This window comes from Streptomyces sp. NPDC015171, assembly GCF_043079545.1.
Taxonomy (GTDB): Bacteria; Actinomycetota; Actinomycetes; order Streptomycetales; family Streptomycetaceae; genus Streptomyces.
In genome coordinates this window covers 55550-78815 of record NZ_JBIBUO010000019.1, presented here as the reverse complement: position 1 = coordinate 78815, position 23266 = coordinate 55550, and the positions used below count along the sequence as shown (strand labels likewise).

Annotated in this window: 20 protein-coding genes and 1 pseudogene; 11 read left to right on the top strand and 10 right to left on the bottom strand. The window is 70.4% G+C overall.

Annotation, left to right across the window (positions count from 1 at the left end; genetic code table 11):
* Positions 1–89 precede the first annotated feature (89 nt).
* The gene (gene uvrA / locus ACF073_RS35200; RefSeq protein WP_392075550.1) at positions 90–2558 is read right to left on the bottom strand and encodes an excinuclease ABC subunit UvrA; all 2469 of its coding nucleotides are present in this window, start codon (positions 2556–2558) and stop codon (positions 90–92) included.
* 745 nt (positions 2559–3303) lie between these two features.
* On the opposite strand from uvrA, the gene ACF073_RS35195 reads away from it, so the two are divergent.
* The 4 genes from ACF073_RS35195 to ACF073_RS35180 all read left to right on the top strand — a co-directional run bounded on the left by ACF073_RS35195 (position 3304) and on the right by ACF073_RS35180 (position 8826).
* Complete coding sequence (locus tag ACF073_RS35195) at positions 3304–4347, top strand: hypothetical protein (protein WP_392075549.1); 1044 nt, start codon at positions 3304–3306, stop codon at positions 4345–4347.
* Positions 4348–4636: 289 nt separating this feature from the next.
* A complete protein-coding gene (locus ACF073_RS35190) occupies positions 4637–5812 on the top strand; it encodes a glutathione-independent formaldehyde dehydrogenase (protein ID WP_392075548.1) in 1176 nt (391 codons plus the stop codon).
* 89 nt (positions 5813–5901) lie between these two features.
* The gene (locus ACF073_RS35185; RefSeq protein WP_392075547.1) at positions 5902–8076 is read left to right on the top strand and encodes an FUSC family protein; all 2175 of its coding nucleotides are present in this window, start codon (positions 5902–5904) and stop codon (positions 8074–8076) included.
* A gap of 327 nt (positions 8077–8403) precedes the next feature.
* Positions 8404–8826: a hypothetical protein gene (locus tag ACF073_RS35180; protein WP_392075546.1), complete on the top strand. Its 423-nt coding sequence runs from the start codon at positions 8404–8406 to the stop codon at positions 8824–8826.
* 103 nt (positions 8827–8929) lie between these two features.
* Here the strand turns inward: ACF073_RS35180 and ACF073_RS35175 are convergent, their stop codons facing one another.
* The 4 genes from ACF073_RS35175 to ACF073_RS35160 form a co-directional block, all read right to left on the bottom strand.
* Entirely contained in the window at positions 8930–10354 is a 1425-nt protein-coding gene (locus ACF073_RS35175) for a sulfatase (protein WP_392075545.1), read from the bottom strand.
* Positions 10355–10435: 81 nt separating this feature from the next.
* A complete protein-coding gene (locus ACF073_RS35170) occupies positions 10436–10519 on the bottom strand; it encodes a putative leader peptide (protein WP_392075576.1) in 84 nt (27 codons plus the stop codon).
* 156 nt (positions 10520–10675) lie between these two features.
* Positions 10676–11254: a TetR/AcrR family transcriptional regulator gene (locus ACF073_RS35165; RefSeq protein ID WP_392075544.1), complete on the bottom strand. Its 579-nt coding sequence runs from the start codon at positions 11252–11254 to the stop codon at positions 10676–10678.
* Between the two features lie 69 nt (positions 11255–11323).
* Positions 11324–12214 (bottom strand): SDR family NAD(P)-dependent oxidoreductase, encoded by an 891-nt coding sequence (locus tag ACF073_RS35160; protein ID WP_392075543.1) that lies wholly within the window; start codon positions 12212–12214, stop codon positions 11324–11326.
* A 605-nt stretch (positions 12215–12819) separates the two neighbouring features.
* On the opposite strand from ACF073_RS35160, the gene ACF073_RS35155 reads away from it, so the two are divergent.
* The 3 genes from ACF073_RS35155 to ACF073_RS35145 all read left to right on the top strand — a co-directional run bounded on the left by ACF073_RS35155 (position 12820) and on the right by ACF073_RS35145 (position 14558).
* Positions 12820–13302, top strand: a complete 483-nt coding sequence (locus ACF073_RS35155; protein ID WP_392075542.1) for a hypothetical protein — start codon at positions 12820–12822, stop codon at positions 13300–13302.
* Positions 13303–13538: 236 nt separating this feature from the next.
* Positions 13539–14036: a cupin domain-containing protein gene (locus tag ACF073_RS35150; RefSeq protein WP_392075541.1), complete on the top strand. Its 498-nt coding sequence runs from the start codon at positions 13539–13541 to the stop codon at positions 14034–14036.
* Between the two features lie 120 nt (positions 14037–14156).
* Positions 14157–14558, top strand: coding sequence for a VOC family protein (locus ACF073_RS35145; protein WP_392075539.1), 402 nt, complete (start codon positions 14157–14159; stop codon positions 14556–14558).
* Positions 14559–14654: 96 nt separating this feature from the next.
* On the opposite strand, the gene ACF073_RS35140 is transcribed toward ACF073_RS35145, so the two are convergent.
* On the bottom strand, positions 14655–15272 hold the full coding sequence (locus tag ACF073_RS35140) for an SUKH-4 family immunity protein (protein ID WP_392075538.1): 618 nt from the start codon (positions 15270–15272) through the stop codon (positions 14655–14657).
* Between the two features lie 591 nt (positions 15273–15863).
* Here ACF073_RS35140 and ACF073_RS35135 point away from each other — a divergent pair.
* Positions 15864–16706 carry a hypothetical protein gene (locus ACF073_RS35135; RefSeq protein ID WP_392075537.1) on the top strand — a complete coding sequence of 281 codons (843 nt, stop codon included), beginning with the start codon at positions 15864–15866 and terminating at the stop codon, positions 16704–16706.
* A 124-nt stretch (positions 16707–16830) separates the two neighbouring features.
* Here the strand turns inward: ACF073_RS35135 and ACF073_RS35130 are convergent, their stop codons facing one another.
* Entirely contained in the window at positions 16831–17895 is a 1065-nt protein-coding gene (locus tag ACF073_RS35130) for an aldo/keto reductase (protein ID WP_392075536.1), read from the bottom strand.
* Positions 17896–18012: 117 nt separating this feature from the next.
* Here ACF073_RS35130 and ACF073_RS35125 point away from each other — a divergent pair, with 117 nt between their 5' ends.
* Entirely contained in the window at positions 18013–18846 is an 834-nt protein-coding gene (locus ACF073_RS35125) for a helix-turn-helix transcriptional regulator (RefSeq protein WP_392075535.1), read from the top strand.
* Between the two features lie 242 nt (positions 18847–19088).
* On the opposite strand, the gene ACF073_RS35120 is transcribed toward ACF073_RS35125, so the two are convergent.
* The 3 genes from ACF073_RS35120 to ACF073_RS35110 all read right to left on the bottom strand — a co-directional run bounded on the left by ACF073_RS35120 (position 19089) and on the right by ACF073_RS35110 (position 21699).
* Positions 19089–19316 (bottom strand): DUF5133 domain-containing protein, encoded by a 228-nt coding sequence (locus ACF073_RS35120; protein WP_392075534.1) that lies wholly within the window; start codon positions 19314–19316, stop codon positions 19089–19091.
* Positions 19317–19546: 230 nt separating this feature from the next.
* Positions 19547–19774: a DUF6480 family protein gene (locus ACF073_RS35115; RefSeq protein WP_392075533.1), complete on the bottom strand. Its 228-nt coding sequence runs from the start codon at positions 19772–19774 to the stop codon at positions 19547–19549.
* Positions 19775–20802: 1028 nt separating this feature from the next.
* Positions 20803–21699 carry an NAD-dependent epimerase/dehydratase family protein gene (locus ACF073_RS35110; protein WP_392075532.1) on the bottom strand — a complete coding sequence of 299 codons (897 nt, stop codon included), beginning with the start codon at positions 21697–21699 and terminating at the stop codon, positions 20803–20805.
* A 143-nt stretch (positions 21700–21842) separates the two neighbouring features.
* Here ACF073_RS35110 and ACF073_RS35105 point away from each other — a divergent pair, with 143 nt between their 5' ends.
* Both ACF073_RS35105 and ACF073_RS35100 read left to right on the top strand, forming a co-directional pair.
* Complete coding sequence (locus tag ACF073_RS35105) at positions 21843–22802, top strand: GlxA family transcriptional regulator (protein ID WP_392075531.1); 960 nt, start codon at positions 21843–21845, stop codon at positions 22800–22802.
* Positions 22803–22995: 193 nt separating this feature from the next.
* Positions 22996–23094: pseudogene (locus tag ACF073_RS35100) on the top strand.
* The last annotated feature ends 172 nt before the right edge of the window (positions 23095–23266 follow it).

The window sequence follows — 23266 nt, the reverse complement described above, 5'->3', positions numbered from 1 at the left end:
CCGCCACAAGCCGGCACCCGGCGTGGCGACGCGCGCGACTCTGCGCCACCCGAACCAGGCCGGCCGGTGCTCAGCCCCTCGCGCTGTCGTCAGGAGCGCGCGAGCCGGGCCGCGAGATAGGGCGCGGTGGCGCTGCGGCGGGCCTTCGCCACCTTGGCCGGCGGTCCCGCCGCGACCACCCGGCCGCCCGCGTCGCCGCCGCCCGGGCCGAGGTCGATGACCCAGTCGGCGGTGGCGATCGTGTCCAGGTCGTGTTCGACGAGGACGACCGTGTTGCCTGCGTCGACGAGCCGGTGCAGTTGTCGCAGCAGCAGCGCGATGTCCGAGGGGTGCAGCCCCGCTGTCGGCTCGTCGAGCAGGTAGAGCGCGTGCCCGCGGCGGGCTCGCTGCAGTTCGGTGGCAAGTTTGATGCGTTGCGCCTCACCGCCGCTGAGTTCCGTCGCGGGCTGGCCCAGCCGCAGGTAGCCCAGTCCCACCTCGCGCAACGTCTCCAGACTGCGGGAGGCGGCCGGGACTGTGGACAGGAACTCGGCGGCGGCGTCGACGGACAGCGCCAGTACTTCCGCGATGTTCTTGCCGCGGTAGGTGACTTCCAGCGTTTCGGCGTTGTACCGGGCGCCTTCGCAGGTCGGGCACGGCGCGTAGGTGCCGGGCAGGAACAGCAGTTCCACCGCGACAAAGCCTTCGCCCTGGCAGGTCTCGCACCGGCCTTCGGGCACGTTGAAGGAGAACCGCCCCGCCGAGTAGCCGCGCGCCCTGGCCTCGTCCGTCGCCGCGTACAGCTTGCGCACCGCGTCGAACATCCCGGTGTACGTGGCCAGGTTGGACCGGGGAGTCCGGCCGATGGGCCGTTGGTCGACCAGGACCAGCCGGTCGAACGACTCGACCCCCGACGCGTCCTGGACGTCGACCTCCAGCCGCGCCTCGTCGGGCTCCTCGGGTACGAGTCCGAGGTGGCCGCGGACGACCTCGGCGAGCACCTGCGTGACCAGCGTCGACTTTCCGGAGCCGGAGACGCCCGTCACCGCCGTCAGCACGCAGAGCGGTATCTCGACGGACACGTCGCGCAGATTGTGGCGGGAGACGCCGCGCAGGTGCAGCCAGCCGTGCGGGGTGCGCGGGCGGTGATCGAGTGGCCGGGCCCGCCCGAACAGGTACTGGCTCGTGGCCGACTCCCCGATCCGCTCGAGACCGGCGACCGGGCCGCTGTACAGCACGCGTCCGCCGCCCTCGCCCGCGCCGGGGCCGATGTCGACCACCCAGTCCGCCCGCCGTACGACGTCCATGTCGTGCTCCACGACGAACAGCGAGTTGCCTGCGGCCTTGAGGCGGTCCAGCACGTCCAGCAGCGGTTCCGCGTCAGCCGGGTGCAAGCCCGCTGAGGGTTCGTCGAGGACGTAGACGACGCCGAACAGCCCCGAGCGCAGCTGGGTGGCGATCCGCAGGCGCTGCGCCTCGCCGGGCGACAGGGTCGTCGAGCGGCGCCCGAGGCTGAGGTATCCGAGGCCCAGGTCGAGCAGCACGTCGACCCGTGCGACCAGATCGCCGCAGATCCGGACCGCGACCTCGGTCGTCTCCCCGGATCGTGCGGTCGACGTGGTGGCGTCGGCCTCGGACCGCCCCGCGACGGGCCGCAGCAGCGCCACGACCTCGGTGAGCGGCATCGCGTTGATCTCGGCGATGGAACGTCCGGCGAAGGTCACGGCGAGCGCCTCGGGCCGCAGTCCGCTGCCGTGACAGGCGGGGCAGGGCACACTCCTGACGAACCGGAGCGCCCGTTCGCGCATCTTCTCGCTCTTGGAGTCGGCGAGAACGTGCATGACGTGCTTGCGGGCGCTCCAGAACTTGCCCTGGTAGCCGTAGTCGACGCGGTCCTCCTCCGGCTCGATGTACACGAGGGGCTGCTCGTCCGTGTACAGCAGCCAGTCCCGGTCCTTCTTCCTGAGCCTGCGCCACGGTCGGTCGATGTCGATCCCCAGGCCGTTCACGACACTGCGCAGGTTGGCGCCCTGCCAGGCGCCCGGCCAGGCGGCGATCGCCCCCTCGCGGATGCTCAGCGAGGGGTCCGGGACGAGCAGGCCCTCGGCGACGTCGTGCACGACGCCCAGTCCGTGGCACTCCGGGCAGGCGCCGGCCGCGGTATTGGGTGAGAACGACTCGGCTTCCAGCCGTGCGGCCCGGGGCGGATAGGTGCCGGCGCGGGAGTAGAGCATGCGCAGCAGATTGGACAGTGTGGTGATGGTGCCGACCGTCGAGCGCGAGCTGGGCGATCCGCGTCGCTGCTGCAGGGCCACGGCCGGCGGCAGTCCGGTGATTTCCTGCACGTGCGGTGCGCCGACCTGTTGCAACAGCCTTCGGGCATACGGTGCCACGGACTCGAAGTAGCGCCGCTGGGCCTCCGCGTAGAGCGTGCCGAACGCGAGCGAGGACTTGCCCGAACCGGAGACGCCGGTGAAGGCGACCATCGCGTCCCGCGGAACGTCGACGTCGATGTTCCGCAGGTTGTTCTCACCGGCGCCCCGGACATGCACGAAGGGGTCGGTCGCGTCCCTGTTCACTGTTACTGGTTACCTGATCACGCCGGGAACCGCGCGACAGGCGTCGTCCCCGGGCCTCGCTCACATGAGCGCTCGACGAAACCCCGGTACGAGACGCTCCCAGGGAACATTCGAGAGTGCTTCACCGTTGGCCCGTATGTGGGCGTGAAGGGAACTGTGTCCCCGGGCCTCACCCTTCGCCCATGAGGACGATCGTTCGGCTGAAGCCTCATGGAGCCCCCGCCGCGAGGCGACCGCCCTTCGCGCCCACTCTCGACCGGCCCCGGACGGGGATCCCCCGAACCGGTCGGGGTCTATGTCCGGCACCTGTCTATGCGGACACATGGTAGGCCGAACGGGTGGCCTCGGCGGTCGGTGACGGGGCCAGGGCGATCGGCCTCACGCGCGAGCACCGGGAAAGAGCTGGGCTGGACACCGAAGCGGGGTGTCCGGTGGCGCGGTGTGCGGTGCCGGCCCGGGGTGGCACGCAGTCAGTGTGCGCGGCGGCGCACGCAACAGTGTGGCCTGGTGGTGGAGCACACCCTGCACGGGGAGGGCGAGGATGTCGGACCGTACCGCCTGCACGTGCCGGCCGGGGGGGCCGACCTGTCACGTGGCGCCGACCTCCCCTCGGGGGCAATCTGTGGGCACGTGCGATCGCGGGAGGGGCAGCCGACGAGAAGGAGTCATGCGGGTGTCGTCTCAGGGCGTAACGGTCGTGGCTCTCCTGGCGGATCCGGACGCTCCGACGGAGATCGCACAGCGTATGGCCCGGATACTTCCCGATCGGCTCGCCGACACGTCAGGCCACAGCCGACGGTTCGACATCGAGGTGGTGAGCGAACCCTTCACCGCGGGGACCGAAGACCCGCCCACCTTGATGCGTCGGATCATGGACCGCGGAAGTGCGGAGAATTGGGACATCGTGGTGGCCCTCACCGACCTTCCCCTGCACTCACACGGGCACAAGCTCGTCGTGGAGCTGAGTCACGAACACGGCTTGGCTCTGCTGTCTCTTCCCCCGCTGGGGGGCTTCCGGCTGCAGACAAGGGCCCGGCAGGCCGTGGAAGAAGCCGTGCTCAGCTTGGCGGGCCCGTATCCCCCTGGGGGTGAGGGGCCTTCGGGAAGTCAGCCGCTGCGGGGGCCCTTCATCGGTCGTCTCACGCCCATCCGTCCGGACCAGGTGGGTGAGGAGGAGATCTCCGATCTTCGGTACGTCGTCAGCGGGCCGCACGGTTACCTGAGGGTGCTCCTCGGTATGGTCCGCGCCAACCGGCCATGGCGCTTGGTGCCGGGCTTGTCGAAAGCCCTGGCAGCCGCACTCGCCACGGGAGCGGTCGCCACGGTGAACTCCACCATCTGGACCCTGGCCGCGTCCCTGAGCACGCCACGCCTCGTCATCGCCACGGTCGGGTCTGTCGCGCTCATGATCGGCTGGCTGATCGTGGACGCGGAACTGTGGCATCGCGCGGATGAGGTTTCGCCGGAGGCCAGGAAGAGGGCTGCTCTCTACAATGCCTCGACGGTCGTGACCGTGGGTATCGGGGTGCTCGTCTGTTACGTGGGTTTGATGGTCATCAACTTCGTGTGGGCTCTGTTCATCCTCAACGACCGAGTGTTCGCCACCATGACACGAACCCCGCTGCATGCCACGGACTACTGGACGTTGTCATGGTTCGTCGCTTCGGTCGCCACGGTGGGCGGCGCACTGGGATCGGGCTTGGAGAGCGACGAGGCGATCCGGGCAGCCGCCTACTCCAAGCGCGAACAGGAACGTCGCAGCGCGCTCCAGGACGACCACGGAGACTAGCCAGTGACCTCAGCCGGAGATGTGCCATCAGTCGGTGGTCGTCCCGGTCCGGAGATTCCGCTGATCGGTCGGTGCCTGATTGTTTCGCCTCGGGGGCCGACGGGGACCCGGATGAAACACCGCCGAAGCTCCGCATGGCGGACCGGCGGCAGACGACCGTTCCACCTGACCCAGGTGAACGGCCCCGAGAGACGTGCCGGAGCCCCGGACCCCCTCGCAGCACTTCCGAGAGTCAGGCTCTCTGCGCCCTTTCCCTTACCGCCATGCCGCGACATCAAGGGAAGTCACCATGAAAGCAGCGGTATACGAAGGACCGCGAACGGTCACAGTGAAGGACGTGCCGGACGCGAAGATCGAACACCCCTGCGACATCATCGTCAAGATCACCACCACCAACATCTGCGGTTCGGACCTGCACATGTACGAGGGCCGCACCTCGTTCGAGTCCGGCCGCACCCTGGGCCACGAGAACATGGGCCAGGTCGTGGAGGTCGGCTCGGCCGTCCGCAAGGTCCAGGTCGGCGAGTACGTGGTCCTGCCCTTCAACATCGCCTGCGGCTTCTGCAAGCAGTGCGAGCGGGGTCTGACCAACTACTGCCTGACCATGCAGCCGGAACCGGCCCTCGCCGGAGCCGCCTACGGATTCGCCGACATGGGCCCCTACCAGGGCGGCCAGGCGGAACTGCTACGCGTGCCCTACGGCGACTTCAACGCGCTGCGCCTGGGTGAGGACGCCGCCGACCGGCAGACCGACTACGTGATGCTCGCCGACATCTTCCCCACCGGCTATCACGCCACCGAGATGGCGCATGTCAAACCGGGTGACCAGACCATCGTTTTCGGGGCCGGTCCGGTGGGGCTGATGGCGACCTATTCCGCCCTCCTCAAGGGCGCCGGGCGCGTCTGGACGGCCGACCACCAGCCCGACCGGCTCCGCAAGGCGGAGGAGATCGGGGCCATCCCGATCAACACCGCCGAGCAGAACCCGGCGGAGGTCGTCAAGGAGGCCACCCTCGGTCTGGGCGCCGACAACGGCTGCGAATGCGTCGGCTACCAGGCGCACGACCCGGAAGGCCACGAGGACGCCAGCCTCACGCTCAACGGTCTGATCGACTCGGTCAGGTTCACGGGCGACATCGGCGTGGTGGGCGTGTTCCTGCCCCAGGACCCCGGCGGCGCGGAGGCCCAGGGGGAGCTGGAAGCTCAGGGCAAGGTCCCGATCGACTTCGGCATGATGTGGTTCAAGGGCCAGCAGATGGGCACCGGGCAGGCGCCGGTGAAGAAGTACAACCGGGCGCTGCGGGATCTGATCGCCGGCGGGAAGGCCAAGCCGAGTTTCGTCGTCTCCCACGAGCTCAGCCTGGACGAGGCCCCCACCGCCTACGAGCACTTCGACGCCCGTGACGAGGGCTGGACCAAGGTGGTCCTGCATCCCAACGGCCACGGCAACGGCCACAAGCGGTAAGAGACCCGGGGCCGCCGGGCCACCTGTCTCCCCTCAGATCGGCCGGGGAACGGGTGGCCCGGCAGGGCGTTCCGGCCAGGCGGACACACGTGACGTGGCTGCGGGCCTTCGGGGAGGTCGTGCGATCCGGACTCACGGTCGAGGAGACGCGGCTGGAGCCCTTGCTCGCGCTGCGCACGGCCGCCGGGGTCGCGATCGTCGTCGGGCCGACGCTGTGGCTGGTCTCCCCCGCGTATGCCGCGTCCGCCGCCCTCGGCGCCTACTCCGCGGGCGGGGCCACCTTCCAGCGCAGCTGGCGTCCACGCAAGGTGGTCGCGCTCGGCGCGGGCGCGGGTCTGGCGCTCAGCACCTTCGTGGGGTACCTGGCGGCGGGGCGACTCGTGACGTTCCTTCCGCTGCTGGCCGTATGGGCCTTTGCCGCGGGAATGGCGTGGGCCGTCGGAACGACCGCCGGGATCGTCGCGGCGACGACCGTGGGCAGCATGCTCGTGACCATCACCTTGCCCACGAGCGTCGGGCGAGCCCTGGAGCACGCCGGGATCATCGCACTCGGAGGCGTGACACAGGCCGTGCTGATCTTGCTGTTCCCGATCCGGCGTTGGGGAGCGCATCGTGACGCGCTCGCCGACGCCCTGGCCGCCGTGGCGGACTACGCCCGCCGGCTGCGGCACGACCCGACCGCACCGTTCGACCCGGAGCCATTGATGACGGCCCGGGACGCGGCCGCCGTGACGCCGTCACAGGCCCGCACCCGTCCCCCCGTCCTCCACGGCCCCCGGGGACTGGCCGAGCGCATCCGGCCGGTGGTCGCGGCGCTCGCCGACCCGGACGTCGGGGCCCCGGCGGAGGGACCCGGGCGGGACCGCGCGCGGGAGTTGCTGGACGCGGCCGCCGACGTCCTGGACGCGGCCGCCCGTTCGGTCCGCCGCGGCACTCCCGCCGAAGTGCGGCCCGAGAGCACAGACGTCCTGCGCGTCGACGAGGAGCACGAGGTGCTGGAGGGCCCCGCGCGGCAGGCCGCCGAGCAGCTCGTGGAACTGCTCGGCGAGGCGTTGGAGATCGCCGCGAGCGGCTGCGTGCGCGGAAGGGCGCCCACGCCGGCCGGCCTCGCCGGCGCCCCGTTCCTGGTGCGCCCGACAATGCTCCGGCTGGTCCCGGTCATCGTCCGGGCCGTGCGCCGTGAACTCCGCCGGGACTCGCCCGTGTTCCGGCACGCCGTCCGCCTGGCGGCGGTGGCCACGCTCGGCTATCTGATCGCCTCCCGGCTGCCCCTGGGCCACGGCTACTGGGCGCCCATCGCCTCGGTGATGGTGCTGCGGCCGGACTTCCACCGGACGTACGCGCGTGCGGTGGCCCGTCTCGCAGGGACCCTGGCGGGGGTCGCGCTCGCCACCGGGACGGTGCGGGCCCTGGGCCCGGACGCCCATGCGGCCGGCGCGCTGGCGGTGGTCTCGGCGGGGCTGTCATACACGCTGAACCGTACCGGCTACGCCTACTCCCAGTGCTTCACCGCCGCATACGTCGTCTTCCTGCTCGGCATGGGCGGCCAGGCGTGGGAGCAGACGGTCCCGGAGCGGGTGGTACTCACCCTGCTCGGCGGGATCCTGGCAATGCTGGCCTACGTGGTGTTCCCCGCATGGGAGACACCCCGACTGCCGGGCCGGCTCGCGGACTGGCTCACCGCCAACGGCCGCTACGCGGCCGCGGTGCTCCGCAGCTACGCCGAGCCGTCCCGGGAGCATCGCGCCGACCTGCGCAGGGCCCTGCTGGCGAGCAGGGAGGCACGTGCCGCCTGGGAGGAGGCTTTCGACCGCGCCAGGCAGGAACCGGTCCGCCCCAGGGGTCTGACGTCGCGCGAGGCGGAGGAGGCGCAGGAAGCGCTCAGGCAATTCGGCCGGGCGGCGATGCTCATGGAGAGCCACGTCCCGCGGGCTGACGGCCGTTTCGCCCCCGAGGCGGAGCGGTTCGCCGAGGCGCTGGAGGCGGACACCGAGCAGGCGGCGGTCGACGTGCGCGAACACAGGAATCCGGACTGGGGACGCGTGGAGGAGGCGCTCCACGCGTGGGAGCGCGCCGCCGGCAACGGGAACCCGGTCCTGCGGCGCGAGGCGGAACTGCAGAAACGGGCCTTGGAGGACCTCGCGACAGCCGTGAGCCGTACCCCCCTGGAACGGGACGTCGGCTCTGCTCGCGAGGAGCAGCGGGTGCGGGCCGCCGTGGCGGCGGAGGGTGACGGATCAGGGCCCGCGCACCGAGGTGGGTGACGGCGCCGGCGACGGACAGCGCCGCGCCTCCTGGAGCGGGAAACAATCTCCCGGCCGCGTCGGGCGCCGCCACACGTACGCCGCTGTCGCCATCACACAGATCGGACGAGCCGCGCCGCGTCATCAGTCGGGCTCCGGAAGCGGGAGGAGCGGGCCTCCCGGGTGGACAGGCGATCCGGTTCCGTCCGGCTGTTACGCAATGGGGACATAACGTCGGTGAACGCCCGCCTCCCTCGCGCCGTCTTCATGGCTGACCACACCGAATGGCATGTAGCTCGCTTCTAGCGTGAAAAGCCGTTCTCGCCACAGAAAAGGACAGGTTCCGTGATGATCTCGAAGCGTCGTTCTGTGCGTACTGCCGTCCTCGGTGCCCTGGGCGCCGCCTCCCTCGCCCTCGCGGGCACCGCGACGGCCGCCGCCGACACGGCCTCGCACCCCGCGTCTCCCGCTGCCGTCGCACACAAGGCCCCGGCCGCCCAGACCGGCATCACCGCCACGCCGTCGACGACCTCGGTCCGGGCCTGGCAGCTGTTCCGGGCCACCGGCAAGACCACCGGCATCACGGCCGGCAGCAAGGTGACCCTGCAGCAGAAGCAGCACGGTACGTGGGTCTCCCTGCCCGCGTCCGCACCCGTCTCTCGCGACGGCTCCTACTCGCTGGGCGTCAAGCTCGGCCTCAAGGGCAAGAACGACCTGCGCATCGTCAACGGCAGGACCGCCTCGCCGGTCTTCAACATCACGGTCCGCTGAACCGCGCCGCCCGCCACCTGGGCCCGGTCCAACCGCCCCTCACCGAGCGGCGGTTGGACCGGGCCCGGCCACTGCCAGCGGCGCGCACAGCGGTCTTGATCGGTCAACGCGGGTAGGGCAGCAGGCCGCTCGCGGTCTTCTCCCACGCCCTCCTCAACTCGGCCAGGAGCTCGGGCCGGTCCCGGGCCAGGTCCGCCTGTTCACGCGCGTCTTCGGCGAGATGGTAGAGATGGTCCGTGCCGCCGGCGTCGCGGTAGTACTTCCAGTCGCCGCGCCGCAGAGCACGATTGGCGCGAACCCGCCAGAACAGATCCCGCTCTGGCAGGTCCTCACCGCGCAGGAGATAGCCGGTGAGACTGGTGCCGTCCAGGGGGTACGCCGGATCCGGGCGGGCGCCGCCCAGTTCGAGCAGCGTCGCGGTCCAGTCCGGGGAGAAAACGGGCTCGTGGCTGACCTGGTGGCCGTCGATACGGGCCGGCCAGCGCACGATCGTGGGCACCCTGATGCCGCCCTCCTGGAGGACGAACTTCGCGCCGCTGAGCGGCCACTGATAGGAGTAGCGCTCGCCGCCGTTGTCACTCGCGAACACCACCACCGTGTTGTGCTCCTGGCCGGAGCGGCGCAGGGCGTCGAGCACCTCGCCGACGGCCGCGTCCAGGCCCTGCACCATCTGCGTGTATTTGGCGACCGAGCCGCCGTCGTAGTGGTTGAGCGCCTCGGTGACCTGCGCCGGTGAAGTGGCGGCCCGGACACGTGCGGCGATCTCGGCGCCGGTCTCCTCGTCGCCCTCGGCGAGCCAGGGCCAGTGCGGGGTCGTGAAGTTGAGGTTCAGCAGCCAGGGATCGGCGTGTCTGCGGCTCACGTACTCCACGGCACGCTCGGTCAGGACGGTCGTGTAGTAGCGCAGGTCCTTGTACTCGGCGTCACCCTCGTACAGGTCGTAGGTGCCCAGCTGGCCCAGCTTGGAGAAGTACTCCAGGACACCGCCGAAGTTGCCGAAGAACTCGTCCCACCCGGACTTGGTCGGGCTGTAGTCGGGCAGCCAGCCGCAGTGCCACTTGCCGATGAGGGCCGTGGAGTAGCCCGCCTTCCGCAGCAGGGAGGCGAGGGTGGGGTGGGCGGGGTCGAGGCCCTGGGACTTGTCGGCCACGGGTTCGGCGAGACCGCCCTTGGTACGGCCCGGGTAGCGGCCGGTGTAGAGGCTGAAGCGGGTCGGCGAGCAGGTCGCCGACCCGGCATAGGCGTCGGTGAAGCGGACCCCCTGACGGGCCAGCCGGTCCAGGTTCGGGGTCCTGATGTGCGGGGCGCCGTAGCAGGACAGGTCGGCCCAGCCGAGGTCGTCGCCGAGGATGACGAGCAGATTCGGGCGAGACGCGTGGGCGGCGGGCGTACGGGCCCGGAACGGCCGTTCGGCCGGTGCGGCGGTCGCGGTGGGCGCGGCTTCGGCGGTGGTCGCGGCACCGGACAGGGCGGTGACCGCGCCACCGCCCAGCAGACCGCCGAAGCCACGGCGTGAGATTTCGGGCATGCGGGATCCTCGGATCGGTCGTGCCGCGGAACGGGACACGACTACGGGAAACGGGGACGAGAAGAGGGAGAGGCAGCCGGCTCAGCGACAGATCGCGCTTGACTGCCGGCACAGATCGACGTGACGCCGCTCCACGAGCGCGACGTGCGCGCGTCCGTGTTCCATGGCGGGCCTCATGAGCACAGGACGGTGCCAGGAGCCCTCTCATACCGTCAAGGCACTGTCCAGCAGGCGGAACCACGAAAGCGGACCCCTGCCAGCCGAGTCCGGCGGGGGGCGAGGAGCACCTGTGACCACCTGGGCGGTGGTCGTGCGGTCAACTCACGCGGTACGCGGTACGGCTCGCAGGCCCTCCAGCAGGGTGGACAGGTATCGATGCGCGGTGCCGATGCGGTCGGCCGGCGTGCCGCCGAGGACGGTGACGGCGTGGGCGATGCCGCACATGAGCGGGACGAGGTCAGCGGAGGCCAGGTCGGGGCGCACCGCGCCGGCTTCGCGGGCGCGGTCGAGGAGTGTGTTACCGGTCGACCGCAGCACGGCCTTGAGTTCGGTGGTGCGTGGCAGGGTGTCGGCGGATGCGGCAGTGACCGGTGCCAGGGAGGCGTCGGTGACCTGCGCTTCGACGGTCCGGGTCAAGAAGCCCTCCAGCGAGCGCCAGGGGTCGGGGTCGGCCAGTGCCTGCTCGCCGTGGGCGGCCAGCGCTTCCAGGCACGAGGTGGCGACGGTCTCCAGCAGCGCCTCCGGGGTGGCGAAGTGCCGGTAGACGGTGCCGACTCCCAGTCCGGCGCGGCGGGCGACGTCGTTGAGCTGCAAGGGCGTGCCCTGGTCGACCAGGTCGCGGGCGACCGCGACGATCCGGTCCCAGTTGCGGGCCGCGTCCTTGCGCAGTGGCGTCGTCATGCGGAACATGCTAATCGGATGACCCATCCGGATGGTCCCCTCCGTCCGCGCCGGTCCCGAGGGGCCGGGTCAGGCGGCCGTGAGAGGTGCGTGCCGTTCGCTGAGCCGGCGCACGGCCCGGGCCACGGACGGGTCCGCCGCCGCGCGGAACGGTGCCACCGGTTCCGCCTGGGCGCCGATGACCAGGCCGGTCCGGCCGGTCAGGGCCTCGTCGGCGGCGGCGACGATCGAGGGCCTGGCCGCCGTCGATGCCGGACCGGAGGTCGAGCGTTCGAACTTGCGGCGCACCAGCGGCCACAGCAGCCGCAGGGCGGGCGAGACGATCTTCGGGTCGGTCAGGGTGCCGTTGGTCATGTCGGTCGCGGCGCCGCCGGGGTCGGCGGCGAAGACCGATACGCCGGTGCCGTCGAGGCGCGTGGCCAGGTCGAGCGTGTAGGCGAGGTTGGCGAGCTTGGCGCGGCCGTACCAGTGGAACCCGTAGTAGCCGCCGGGCGGTTCGACGGCGTCGAACACGCGCTTCGCGACCCCGACCGCCCCTGAGGTCACGTTCACGATCCTGCTCGGCGCACCTGCCGTGAGGGTGGGCAGCAGCGACTCGGTCAGCAGATACGGCGAGAGATGATTGACGACGAACGACGCCTCGACGCCCTTCACGTCGCGCCGGTCGGCGAACATCGCCCCGACGTTGTTGACCAGCACGCTCAACGGTTCTCCCGAGGCCGCGTGGTCGCAGGCGATTCGCTCGGCGAGCGCGCGCACCTCGTCGAGCGAGGCGAGGTCGGCGGGCAGGAACCGGCCCGGGTGGGCCGGGTTCGCCGCGTTGATCCGGTCCACCGCCCTGGCGCCGCGGCCTGGGTCACGTCCGACCACGGTGACCGCGAACCCTCTGGCAGCCAGCCCCAGCGCCGTCTCCAATCCGATACCGGCCGTACCTGCCGTGACTACCGCTGTCTTTTTCATGCACCCCTCCACACCGACAACATCCGGATAGTTAATCCGGTTAACGAGAGGACGGTAGCACGCATCCGGATGAGTTATCCGCTTAGTGGTCGCGTCCCGTCAGACCTGAGAGCGCACTCCCGGCGGCATACCCGAACCCGGCTCCCACGGCCCGTCTGGACCGCCCGCCGACGGTGCCGCGGGAAGGTGGGCCCCATGACGGAGATCAGCTGCCGGGCGGGGAAACGACTGCGTCCTGCGCGCCGCTCGGCCTGCACGACCACGGCCCGCTGCACCTGGGACCGTTACGCCGACGGCCTCGTCCGACCCCTGGACCGCCGGACCTGCCTCACGCCGTCCTCGCCCTAGCGTGCTTCGGCTCCCCCATCACGCTCCGGACCACGGCGGCGATCCGCTTCCTGGACGCCTTCGCCGCACGCGTCCGAAGCGACGGCCTCGAAGCCGCCCGGGAACCCAACCGCTCCCAACTCCCGCCCCTGATCGGCGACATGGCGAAGACGCCGTCGCTACCCTTCCCGACGGCCACCTCGCCACCACAACGATCGGCACGCACCCGCCTCATAAACGCTGTGCGACATCGAAAGCAGCCGTGACACCCTTGGCCAGTGCTCTTGAGTGATCAGACAAGAAGTGTCCAACTCTGCCCGCTCCGCTACCAGTTCTCTGCCGTCAGCGGCGACTCCTACGATGACAACTGGCTGGTCATCGGCGGCACGGTGACGATTCAGGGGGCCACCTGGTCCTTCACCGACCCTTGCCTGCTGACCGGCGAAGCCCTTCAGGTGTCCGCGTGGCTGCGCGCGGTGGCTACGGGCGCGGTGGCGGTGACCGGACCGGATGGCGACGGCTGGCTGTCCCCGGACACATGGTTCATCGAGCCGGTCTTGGCCTTCAGCCTCGTCGACCGGAGTGCGGACGGTGCGCTGATCCGCGTACACCTGTCCCTGGAGGCGGCACCCCCACGACCGCGGGATGACGGCGGAGCAGACATCTACCAGTACTTCGTCGAAATCCAGGTAGCCACAGACGCCCTGCTTCACGCGGCCGACCAATGGGACCTTGCCCTGGCTGCGTTCCCGACCCGCTGATCAGCGTCAACTCAACCCCGGGCTCGAGCACTTCCGCCGACCCCTCTGCCGTAACAGGCGGTAAGTCGTGCGCGGCGCACCCTGCCCGGGGACGGCCCGGGCGCACGGAGCAGCCACCGAATTGACCCATGATTCAGCACTCTAAATGCACTATCACCAAGGTCATTCTGGAGCATAGATTCAGTGGTGTCGCCGGGAACACCGGCCGGCGCAACCGTTGAGACCCAGGAGTGACCATGACGTTCACCAGCCCCTCCAAGCCCGTCCTCGTCCGCGCCGACAAGGCCGAGACGCTGCAGGACGGAGCGACCAGCCTGATCACGCTGCTCGCCGACGCGAACGCCACCGGCGGTGCGCTGACCGCCAACCGCGCGACGCTGCACAAGGGCTCGCCCGGCGCCCCCGCACACTTCCACACGCGTGCCACCGAGATGTTCTACGTCCTGAACGGATCCATGCGGATCCTCCTCGACGACCAGATCCTCACCCTCGGCCAGGGCGACTTCCTGACCGTCCCGCCGACCGTCCCGCACGCCTTCGCGCCGGCCCCGGACAGCGAGGCCGAGATGCTCGTCGTCTTCACTCCGGGCATGGACCGGTTCGACTACTACCGGCTGCTGGAGCGGGTCTACCAGGGCGAAGCCTCGGTACAGGACATCCGCGACAGCTCCGAGCAGTTCGACAACCACTACTTCGAGAGCCCGGTCTGGCAGCAGGAACTCGCCCGACGCTGAACCCACCATCCGGCACGGGGAAACAGAGGTGGCTGACGACAACTACCCGAACCCTGCCGGCCCGGTCGGCCACCACTCTGCAACAGGCTCCGCTCGCGGAGCCGTACAGGAGAACTCCGCATGATCGACTCATCCACCCGGGTCCGGATCGCCCGCCCGTCCCGGGACCTCGCCGCCGCCGAACGCTTCTACGTCGAAGGACTCGGCCTCGACGTCCTGTGGCGGACCACGGAGCGAGTTCCCGGCGAACACGACCTGCTCATGGTCGGCCCGGCCGCCGGGACATGGCACTTCGAGATCACCCGCGACCCGGACGACCCGCTGGAGCCCACCCCCACCGTGGACGACCTCTTCGTCGTCTACCTCGGCACCCCCGTCACTGACGAACAGACCGAACGCCTGCTGGCCGCGGGGGGAACCAGGGTCACCGCACACAACCCGTACTGGGACCAGCACGGCGTCACGATCGCCGACCCGGACGGCTACCACCTCGTCCTGTGCACGCGCACCTGGAACGCGTGACACCAGACAGGTGGCAGGCCGACCGGGGCCAGACAGAGCGGGGAGCTGGTCGAGCAGGTCGATGCGGGGGCCGGTGCGCGGGGAGGCGGCCTGCGATCACCCGTAGAGCGAGCGGGCACCGGGACTGTTGCCCCTGAAGCGCTGCCCCATGGCGATCTCCTCGCCGACCACCGACCAGACGGTCTCGTCGTCCTGGAACGGGAGCGGATCGATGCTGCTCGTCTCCTGGCGGATACGCTCGACCTCACGCTCCAGGCGTTCGAAGTCGGCTTCCTCGTCGCCGTCGTCGCCGCTGAAGGCGAACTCCTCCAGCAGGCGCTGAAACCGGAGGGTGACCTGGACGAGGGAGGAGACGTCCGTGTGGAGTTCCTGCACCGTGTCCTCGTCGGCGTCGAAGGCCTGCACTGTGCCGGACCCGGGGTCGAGGGCGAGGTGGGCGTTGAGCAGCCAGCCGATGACCGGCCATTCACCCGCGTCCTCCGGGGCGTCCTCGCAGTCCTCGGCATGGACAACGTCCCGGACGAGTGGCAGCCGGCCGGAGTCCTCTTCGGGCTCGCGCAGCAGGAGCGTCCCGGTGGGGACGCCGACGGTCTGCAGAAGGCGGGCGCCCTCGGTGTCCGCGGCGGAGGGCGGGAAGGCGGTGGCGGGCAGGATCGCGAGCCGGTCCTCGCCGAAGATGTCGGCGAGTTCGCCGCGGGTGACGTCAAAAAGCACTGCCGGAACTCCGAACTCCGCGGCGGCCGGGGCGGCCGGGGCGCCGTGGGACTCTCAGCGGTCGGAAGCGGTCACAACAACGGCGTCGCGCCCGCCCTCTCACGGAACGAACTTGTCGTCCTTACGGAACGGACTTGTCGTCCGAGGGCGAGGAGATCACATCTCGGACCGGCGAGCAGCATGCCCCCCCTGAACGAACAACCAGCCGGTCCCGTGCGATGCGCCGCCAACAGAAGCGGCGTTCAGGTAGGAGCCGCTCTCGAACGGTCGACCGCGGCCTGCCTCGCCGCACACCTGTTGGGCCGCCCCAAGGCGTCGATCACTTGGGAGGGGCGGTGGTTCGCCTGGACAGGCCGATGGCGGCATTCGGTCACACGTCCGACAGGAGGAGCCAGACCTCGGAGGAGGCAAGACCGTGGTCGCCGGTCACCACGCCGCACGGACAGCCCACAGTGATCTGACGCCAGTTGCTGTCCCCGCTCGTCATGCCGCCGGTCTCCGGCGCATCACGTCACAGCGGGCTTGCCTACGGTTCGGCAGGGACGGCGTTTCCCACGCCATCCGGTCCCGACCTGGGTTTAGGCTCGGCCCGTGGGGCAGCCCGAGCAGCGCGCCGAAGGCGCGGGACCGTTCACCACCAGGCTCACCTGGCACCTTCCCGACGGCGGCAGCGCGCTGTGGGAGTCACGGATCGCGCGCCGGCGCGGAGTGGTCGCCGTCCGGGCTCCCGGTGCGGCGGACAGCCGGACCGTCCGTGCGGATGCCGTTGCCATCGGCCGGCTGCGCAGACTCAATGTCATCGCAGCGGTCGCCTTCATCGTCGGCGGAGCCCTCTTCGCCGCAGGCGCGGCCATCGCCCAGTTCGGCTCCGGCGACGCCACCGAGTGCGCCTCGATCTACTTCGTGGGCGGTCTGTTCTTCAACACCGGCGGCTACATCTCCTTGCTCCAGGTGATCAACTCGCCCCGTCACGTCGCCGGAGGCCAAGGCCGTCTGGTCACCCGCGGCTGGCGGTGGTGGAGCTACGAGCCGATGCGAGTGGACTGGCTGAGCACCTTCGTCCTCTTCGCGGGCACGCTCGTCTTCGCCGTGTCCCTGCTGGACTCGTTCCTGAGGGGCCTGAGCGTCCAGCAGGTCAACCGGCTGATCTGGGCGCCCGACATGGTCGGCTGCCTGCTCTTCCTGGTCTCCGGGCACCTGGGCTTCGTCGAGATCTGCCACGGCGAGCTCTGCGTCCACCCGCACAGCCTCGGCTGGTGGATCGTCGCCGTGAACCAGCTCGGCTCCGTCCTGTTCATGGTCGCGGCGCTCGCCGCCTTCACCCGTCCCGCCACCGATACCCTGATCGCCGCCGGCATCGCCAACTGGGGCACTCTCATCGGCGCCCTGTGCTTCTCGCTCGGCGGCCTCCTCCAGCTCTACGAACACCCCTAGCCTCGTGCGCGCCACCACCCCCGTCACCGGCTCGGCGACCTTCGCGCAGCTTGCCGACGGCGGGCGACCGCGTCGCGCCGAGGGCAGCCGCAGTGCTGTGCTGCCCCCGGTGCTCGGCCTGGTATCAGCGGCGGGCTTCGATCTTCAGGTCGCCCCGGGTGTGCGTGCGGGCGACGTCGCCGGCGAGAAGGGTGTGCGGGTAGCCGAGGTCGATCGCGCCGGCCTCGTCGAGGCGGGCCAGGTGGGAAGCGGTGAAGTCGACCTGCAAGGCACCCAGGTTGTCCTCCAGTTGCGCGGGGGTACGGGCACCGATGATCGGTGCCGTCACATCCGGGTTCCGCAGGGTCCAGGCCAGAGCGACCTGGGCGGGTGTGCGGTCCAGCTCCGCGGCGATCTCCTTCACCACGTCAGCCACGGCGAGAGTGCGTTCGGTGATCAAGCCCAGTGCGTGGTTGAAGGTCTTGCGCGTGCTTTCCCCGGATCCGGTGTTCGTACCGGTCAGGTCGTCACGGCGGTACTTGCCGGTGAGCACCCCGCCGCCCATCGGTGAATACGGGACCACTCCAAGGCCCATCTCCCGCGCCATGGGGATCAGATCACGTTCGCCGGCACGCTGGATCAGGCTGTACTCGATCTGCAGAGCGACCAGCGGCGTCCAGCCGCGCAGGTCGGCGATGGCCTGCATGCGCGACGCCTGCCAGGCCGGGGCGTTGGAGATCGCCGCGTACAAGACCTTGCCCTGCCGGACCAGGTCGTCCATGCCGCGCAGGATCTCCTCGACCGGCGTCGTGAAATCCCACACGTGCAGGTAGAGCAGGTCGATGTAGTCCGTGTTCAGCCGCCGCAGACTGGATTCCACCGAAGCGAACAGGTTCTTGCGGTGCGGGCCCCCGGAATTCGGATCGCCGGGACGGCGATGCGTCGTGTATTTCGTTGCCAGGACCAGGCTTTCGCGGTTGTCGCGGGCGAATTCGCCCAGCAGGCGCTCGGAGCTGCCATTGGTGTAGGTGACGGCGGTGTCGATGAAGTTTCCGCCGCGCCCGACGTAGAGGTCGAACAGCTTGCGCGCCTCGTCCCGCTCGGCGCCCCAGCCCCAGTCGGTACCGAAGGTAGCCGTGCCCAGTGCCAGCGGTGAGACCCGCAGGCCGGAGCGGCCAAGGAGCCGGTATGTGTCGAGGGTGAGCGGCATTGTGTCCTCCTGTGCTGGTGATCCGTTGCCGAGGACAAGCCTGTGACCCCCGCGCTCCGGGGGTAAGGGAAGGAAGTTCCTGGGAATGCCGGTCCTACCCTCGCTGTTGGACCGGTCGTGACGACCAGCACCGTGCATGCGGTTCAGGAGTTGGCCGCGTTCCTGCGGACCCGGCGCGAACGCCTGGACCCGTACGACTTCGACCTGCCGTCCCGCCGCCGGACCCGGCGGACCCCGGGACTGCGCCGCGAAGAGGTCGCCGAACTGGCCGGGGTCAGCACCGACTACATCGTGCGCCTGGAACAGGGACGCGGGCTGAGGCCCTCAGCGGACGTGGTGGAGGCCCTGGCCAGGGCGCTGCGCCTGGCCCCCCACGAACGCGCCTACCTCTTCGATCTGACCCGGCAGCGCCCTCGCATCGCCGATGAGCCCGCGACCACCGCAGCGCAGCCGCTGACGCGTCTGGTCACCGATCTGTCGCCGCTTCCGGCCATGCTGATGAACCACCGCTACGACATCCTTGCCTGGAACGGTGAAATGGCCGGGCTGTTATTGGACTTCGGTACTCTGCCGCCGGCGCAGCGCAATGCGATGTGGCTGTGCCTGATGCATCCGGAGATCCGCGAATTCTATGTCGACCGCGAACGTGTCGTGCGGGAGGGAGTCGCCCATCTGCGCGCCGCGTGGGCCACGCATCCGGAGGATCAGGCGTTGGCCGACCTCATCGCCGAATTCATCACTCGTGACGAGGAGTTCGCGCGCCTGTGGGCCGAGCGGGACATCACGGTCAGCGGCCGCGGGCACAAGGCGATACGGCATCCTGCCGCCGGTGAGATCGCCCTGCATTTCGAAGTACTGATGCCGATTCAGGATCCGGACCAGCGGTTGGTGATCTACCGCGGCGCGGACGACAAGAGCCGGGCGGCGTTGGACCGCCTCTGCGCACGGTGAGTCCGACGCGGCGGGTCGAGCCAGCGGAAGGCACCGCCGGCCAGCGCATCGGCGTCTGCACCGCCGAACCCGGCAGCCCCTACCGCGATGCTCCGCTCCTGCTCGACATGACCGCACCGCAACCGGCGCGACGCACCTCGCCCCCGAAGGCGACCGGCCAGCAGCCATGAACGCGTAATTCCGGGGCCGAGCCCGGACTCCCACTCGGCCCCGTCATCCGTACGCAGGGGTGCGAGGAAGGTTCAAGCGGCGAGGAGGGAATCGTCCTGCGGGCGGGCGCCGGGCAGCTGGTGCCGAGCTGCGATGAGGGCGGCGTCGATGTCGCGGGTACCGGTCGACACACAGAGGGTGTAGGCGATGTCGTCCATGCGCCGGCGGGCCTGCGGGCTGCCGGCCTCGGCGTGCAGGACGCGCAGCGTCTCGTACTGCTCGATCAGGTTCCGCAGGACGGCGGGGTGTGCCATGAGCATCGCGGGTGTCCCCCTCGTTTCAAGAGTCACATGGGCTGTCCACCGCCCCTGCTACCCCGGGCCCGCGCTGTCATACCTGTGCATGATCCCAAGACCGTGTGGTCGTCCTGTACGCGGCGCGGCTGCGGACTGGATGCGGCTCACTCGGCGAGCGCGACGCGGGAGCCAGCGCCCTGCGGGGCGTCGGCGAACGCGGCATCCGGCGCAGGAGCCCGCAGCGGTCCGCGGATCTAGACCATCAGGGCCACAGCCATCGCTATCAGCCCGACCGCGACCAGAGCCACCACCAGCAGGATCAGAGCGAGCGGCACGGGCCCCCACCCCCTGCGCAGTTCGGGCTCGGGGTAGGAGATGGCAGAGGTGGTACTCCCCTCACCGGGAGGGGTCTCACCGGGGGGTATGTCGCTGCCCCGTCGGGCCCCCGGAGGTCGTGTCGGTTCGGGGCCAGAGCTGGTCATGTGCTTGCTCCTCTCGGCTCTCCTCCCCGGCAGGCAGGCCGGCGCCTGTGGGCTTGCCGAGCTGGCGGGTCATGCCGTGAGGCTGTTGGTGGGCGGACTCGATCGGGCGAGCCGGTCCTCCAGGATCCGCACGATCGCCCCGCGATCAGCGGCTGGAGAGCCATGTGCTCCTTGAGAGCCCCGGCCGGCAGGCGGTAGCAGGCTGCGGCTGCGACCGGCAGAGCACCGGGTTGCCGGTGCACTGTCCTCACCTCCCCGCGAAACGGGAGGCACAATCCAGGTTCCCGGTCACTGCCCGGGGAAACTGCGCGGATGCCCGGCTCTTCTGCGCCTGGAACGCGGCCCCTGTGAGGCCGGCGGCGTGGATGACCGCCGTGTGATCGGGCACGCGTCCGACGGACGGGAGGCGGCGGGTGCGCGTGGACGCGGTGAGCCTCGCCATTTACCTCTGTCGCCGCTACCCATGGTGATCAGGGTCGTACTCCATGTGCCCTCCGGCCGGCTCGTACGGGCCTGGGGGTCTGACGGATCGCGAGTGGTCGCTTCATGAGCTGCGTCCGGATTGTGCGAGCGGTTCACGCTGACGCGGACCTCGTCGGCCCGGTCGGCTGATGGGGGTCGGCAAGGGCGAGGCCGCGGCAGCGCCGCCCCGACGAGACCCCGCCCGGCGGGCCCGCGAAGCACTGGGGCGCACGGGCAAGCCCTCGACCTGGGACCGGCCGGGCCGCCGCCGTGTCCCGACCCCGCAGCCCGGCGTATGGCGCCGACCGCTCGCGGACAGGGAAGCGGTGAAGGACCTCCCGGACTTACCTGACCTACCGGATCTACCGGACCTACCGGATCTACCGGACCTGCCGGACCTGCCGGACCTGACCGGTCTCGGATGCACGTGGCCGCGGCGCGGACGGCCGGCCTGATGCGCGCCTACGCGGTGCGGGACCGTGTGCCGATTGTCGAGTGCCGAGCACCTCGCACAGCTCATGTCCCGGTGTGGGCGGGCCTGGAGCGCCGGTCCGCCCACCGCCGCGTCAGGCCGCCAGCGCTTCGCGGAGCGTTGAAGGCTTGAGCCCGAAGGTGTCGCGGATGTCGCTGTCGTCCACGATGAACGGACGCTCGGACATGTAGCTCATCTCGGCGAACTCCCGCCACAGCGGATCGGTGAAGGACAGCAGTGCCATGTCCCGTTCGGTGAGCGGCTCCAACCGCGGTTCGGGCGCTCCGTGGAGTTCGGCGAGGTCGGTTGCCGCGTGACGCACGGTGGTGGTGATGACCGGGGCGTGCCAGGGCCGTCCCCAGGCCCTCTCGTCGCTGCTGACCGCCACCAGCGCCGCTGCGACGTCCTCGGTGTAGGAGAACGAATGTGCCGCATCGGGGTTGCCGTGGACGAGAGCCAGTTCGCCCTCGCGGACCCGGGGAGCGACCAGCAGCGTGAACGCGGAGACCGCGCCTGTCCCCAGGAATTGGCCGGCTCGCACTTCGGTGGCCCGCAGCCGCCCTTCGTCGTGCGCGTTCTTGGCCCGCTGCCACAGTTCGGCTCTCACCCGGCCCTTTCGGGTGTGCGGGGCCAGGGGGGTGCGCTCGGTGACCGGCCCTCTGGTCTGCTGATAGCCGTAGTGATTGCCGAGCATCACGTAGTCGCCCCCGGCCCGCTCGGTCGCGGCGAGAATCGACGCGAACAGCGGTGGCATGGTCTCCGGCCAGGTCTGGTAGGCGGTCATGGCGGCGTTGAAGACCGTGGCCGCTCCGGCCAGGGCCTCGGCCAGTTCGTCGGTGCGGCCCGCGTCCAGGGCGACCCGTTCGACTGCAGGGTGGTCGGGGCCACTGCCGCTGCGGGTGATGAGGCGGACCCGCTCGCCGCTTTCGGCCAGTTGCCTGGCGGTCGCGACCCCGGTCGCACCTGCCCCGATGACGACTGATCCACCCATGGTCCTGTCTCCGTTCACCTCGAAAATGGAACGTTTCCCGAGGGAAACGTGGTTCACGGAGGGCCCGTCCGCACGCCCAACTCTGTCGCGCGGACGCAGAGTAGGTTAGTGGCCTGAAAGCCATGACCTCCAAGGATCTAGCCATGCATCGTGTCGCCGTCCTGGCCGTTCCCGCGGTCAAGCCCTTCGACCTGTCCATGCCGTCCGTGCTGCTCGGTGCCGCCGGACTCGACGGAAGCCCCGGCTATGAGGTGACGGTGTGCACCGCCACGCCCGGCGTGACCGCCGCCTCCGGCGGCATCGACGTGGTGATCCGGCACGGCCTTCAGGCGGTCGCGGCGGCGGACACGGTGATCGTCCCCTCGACCGCCAGCCGGCACGACGCCGAGCCCGCCGCCCTGGACGCCTTGCGCGAGGCAGCCGCCGCGGGCAAGCGCGTCGCCTCGATCTGCAGCGGCGCCTTCGTCCTCGCCCAGGCCGGACTCCTCGACGGCCGTGTCGCCACTACCCACTGGGCCCTGGCCGAGGAACTGCAGCGCGCCTTCCCCTCGGTGCACGTGGACGCCGGCCGGCTGTTCGCCGAGGACGGGCCGATCATCACCGGTGCGGGCTCGGCCGCCGGAATCGATCTGTGCCTGCACCTGATCAGTTCCGACTACGGCGCGGCCGTGGCCAATGCGGCGGCCCGTGCCGCCGTCGTCACTCCTGTCCGCCACGGCGGGCAGGCGCAGTTCGTACAGACCCCGCTGCCGGCCGAGACCGACTCCTCCTTGGACGCGGCCCGCATCTGGGCGCTCCAGCACCTGGACCAGCCGATCGCCCTGCGCGACCTGGCCGGTCAAGCCAGGGTCAGCGTGCGGACCCTGACCCGCCGTTTCACCGCCGAGACTGGTGTGACCCCGTTCCAGTGGCTGCTCCAGCAGCGGCTGCTGCGGGCCCGCGAGCTGCTGGAGACCACCGACCTCACCGTCGACCAGGTGGCCGGCCGCAGTGGCCTCGGCTCCGGCGAGTCGCTCCGCCAGCACCTCAGCCGCCAGATCGGCATGACCCCGGCCGCCTACCGGGGCGCCTTCCACCGTCTGAGTGTGAAGACCGGCCAGTGACCGCGCGGCTCGGTCCGGACCTGGTGAGATGAACAGGCTGGGAGGACGCCGAAGGGCACGGGATCAAGCGCCTGGCACCCTTCTGAAGTCCCTTCTGAAATCCGGCCCCAGGGCACGTCAGCATCGCGTCAGCCGGCCCTGTCACTCTTGTTCACGTGAACGGCCCGCACACCAACCGGCGGGCCGGGAGCAGGGAGAGGTGCCCGGAGTGGCTGATCGGGGACCAGCGAGCACGCCTCAAGGTCGGACCCCCTCACGGGGGACCACGCAGGTTCGAATCCTGCCCTCTCCGCCCCACAACACCCCCTCCACGACCGCAGGCACCGACTTGCGCCGGACGGTGGGCGCGGACGGTCAGTGCGCGCATGACTGGCCGGCTGCGCATGAAGCCGGCTCCCTTCACCAGGCCCCTGGGGATCGACCCTCTAGGCTGGCGCGGTGACTGATGAGCGGGAGCGGGTGCA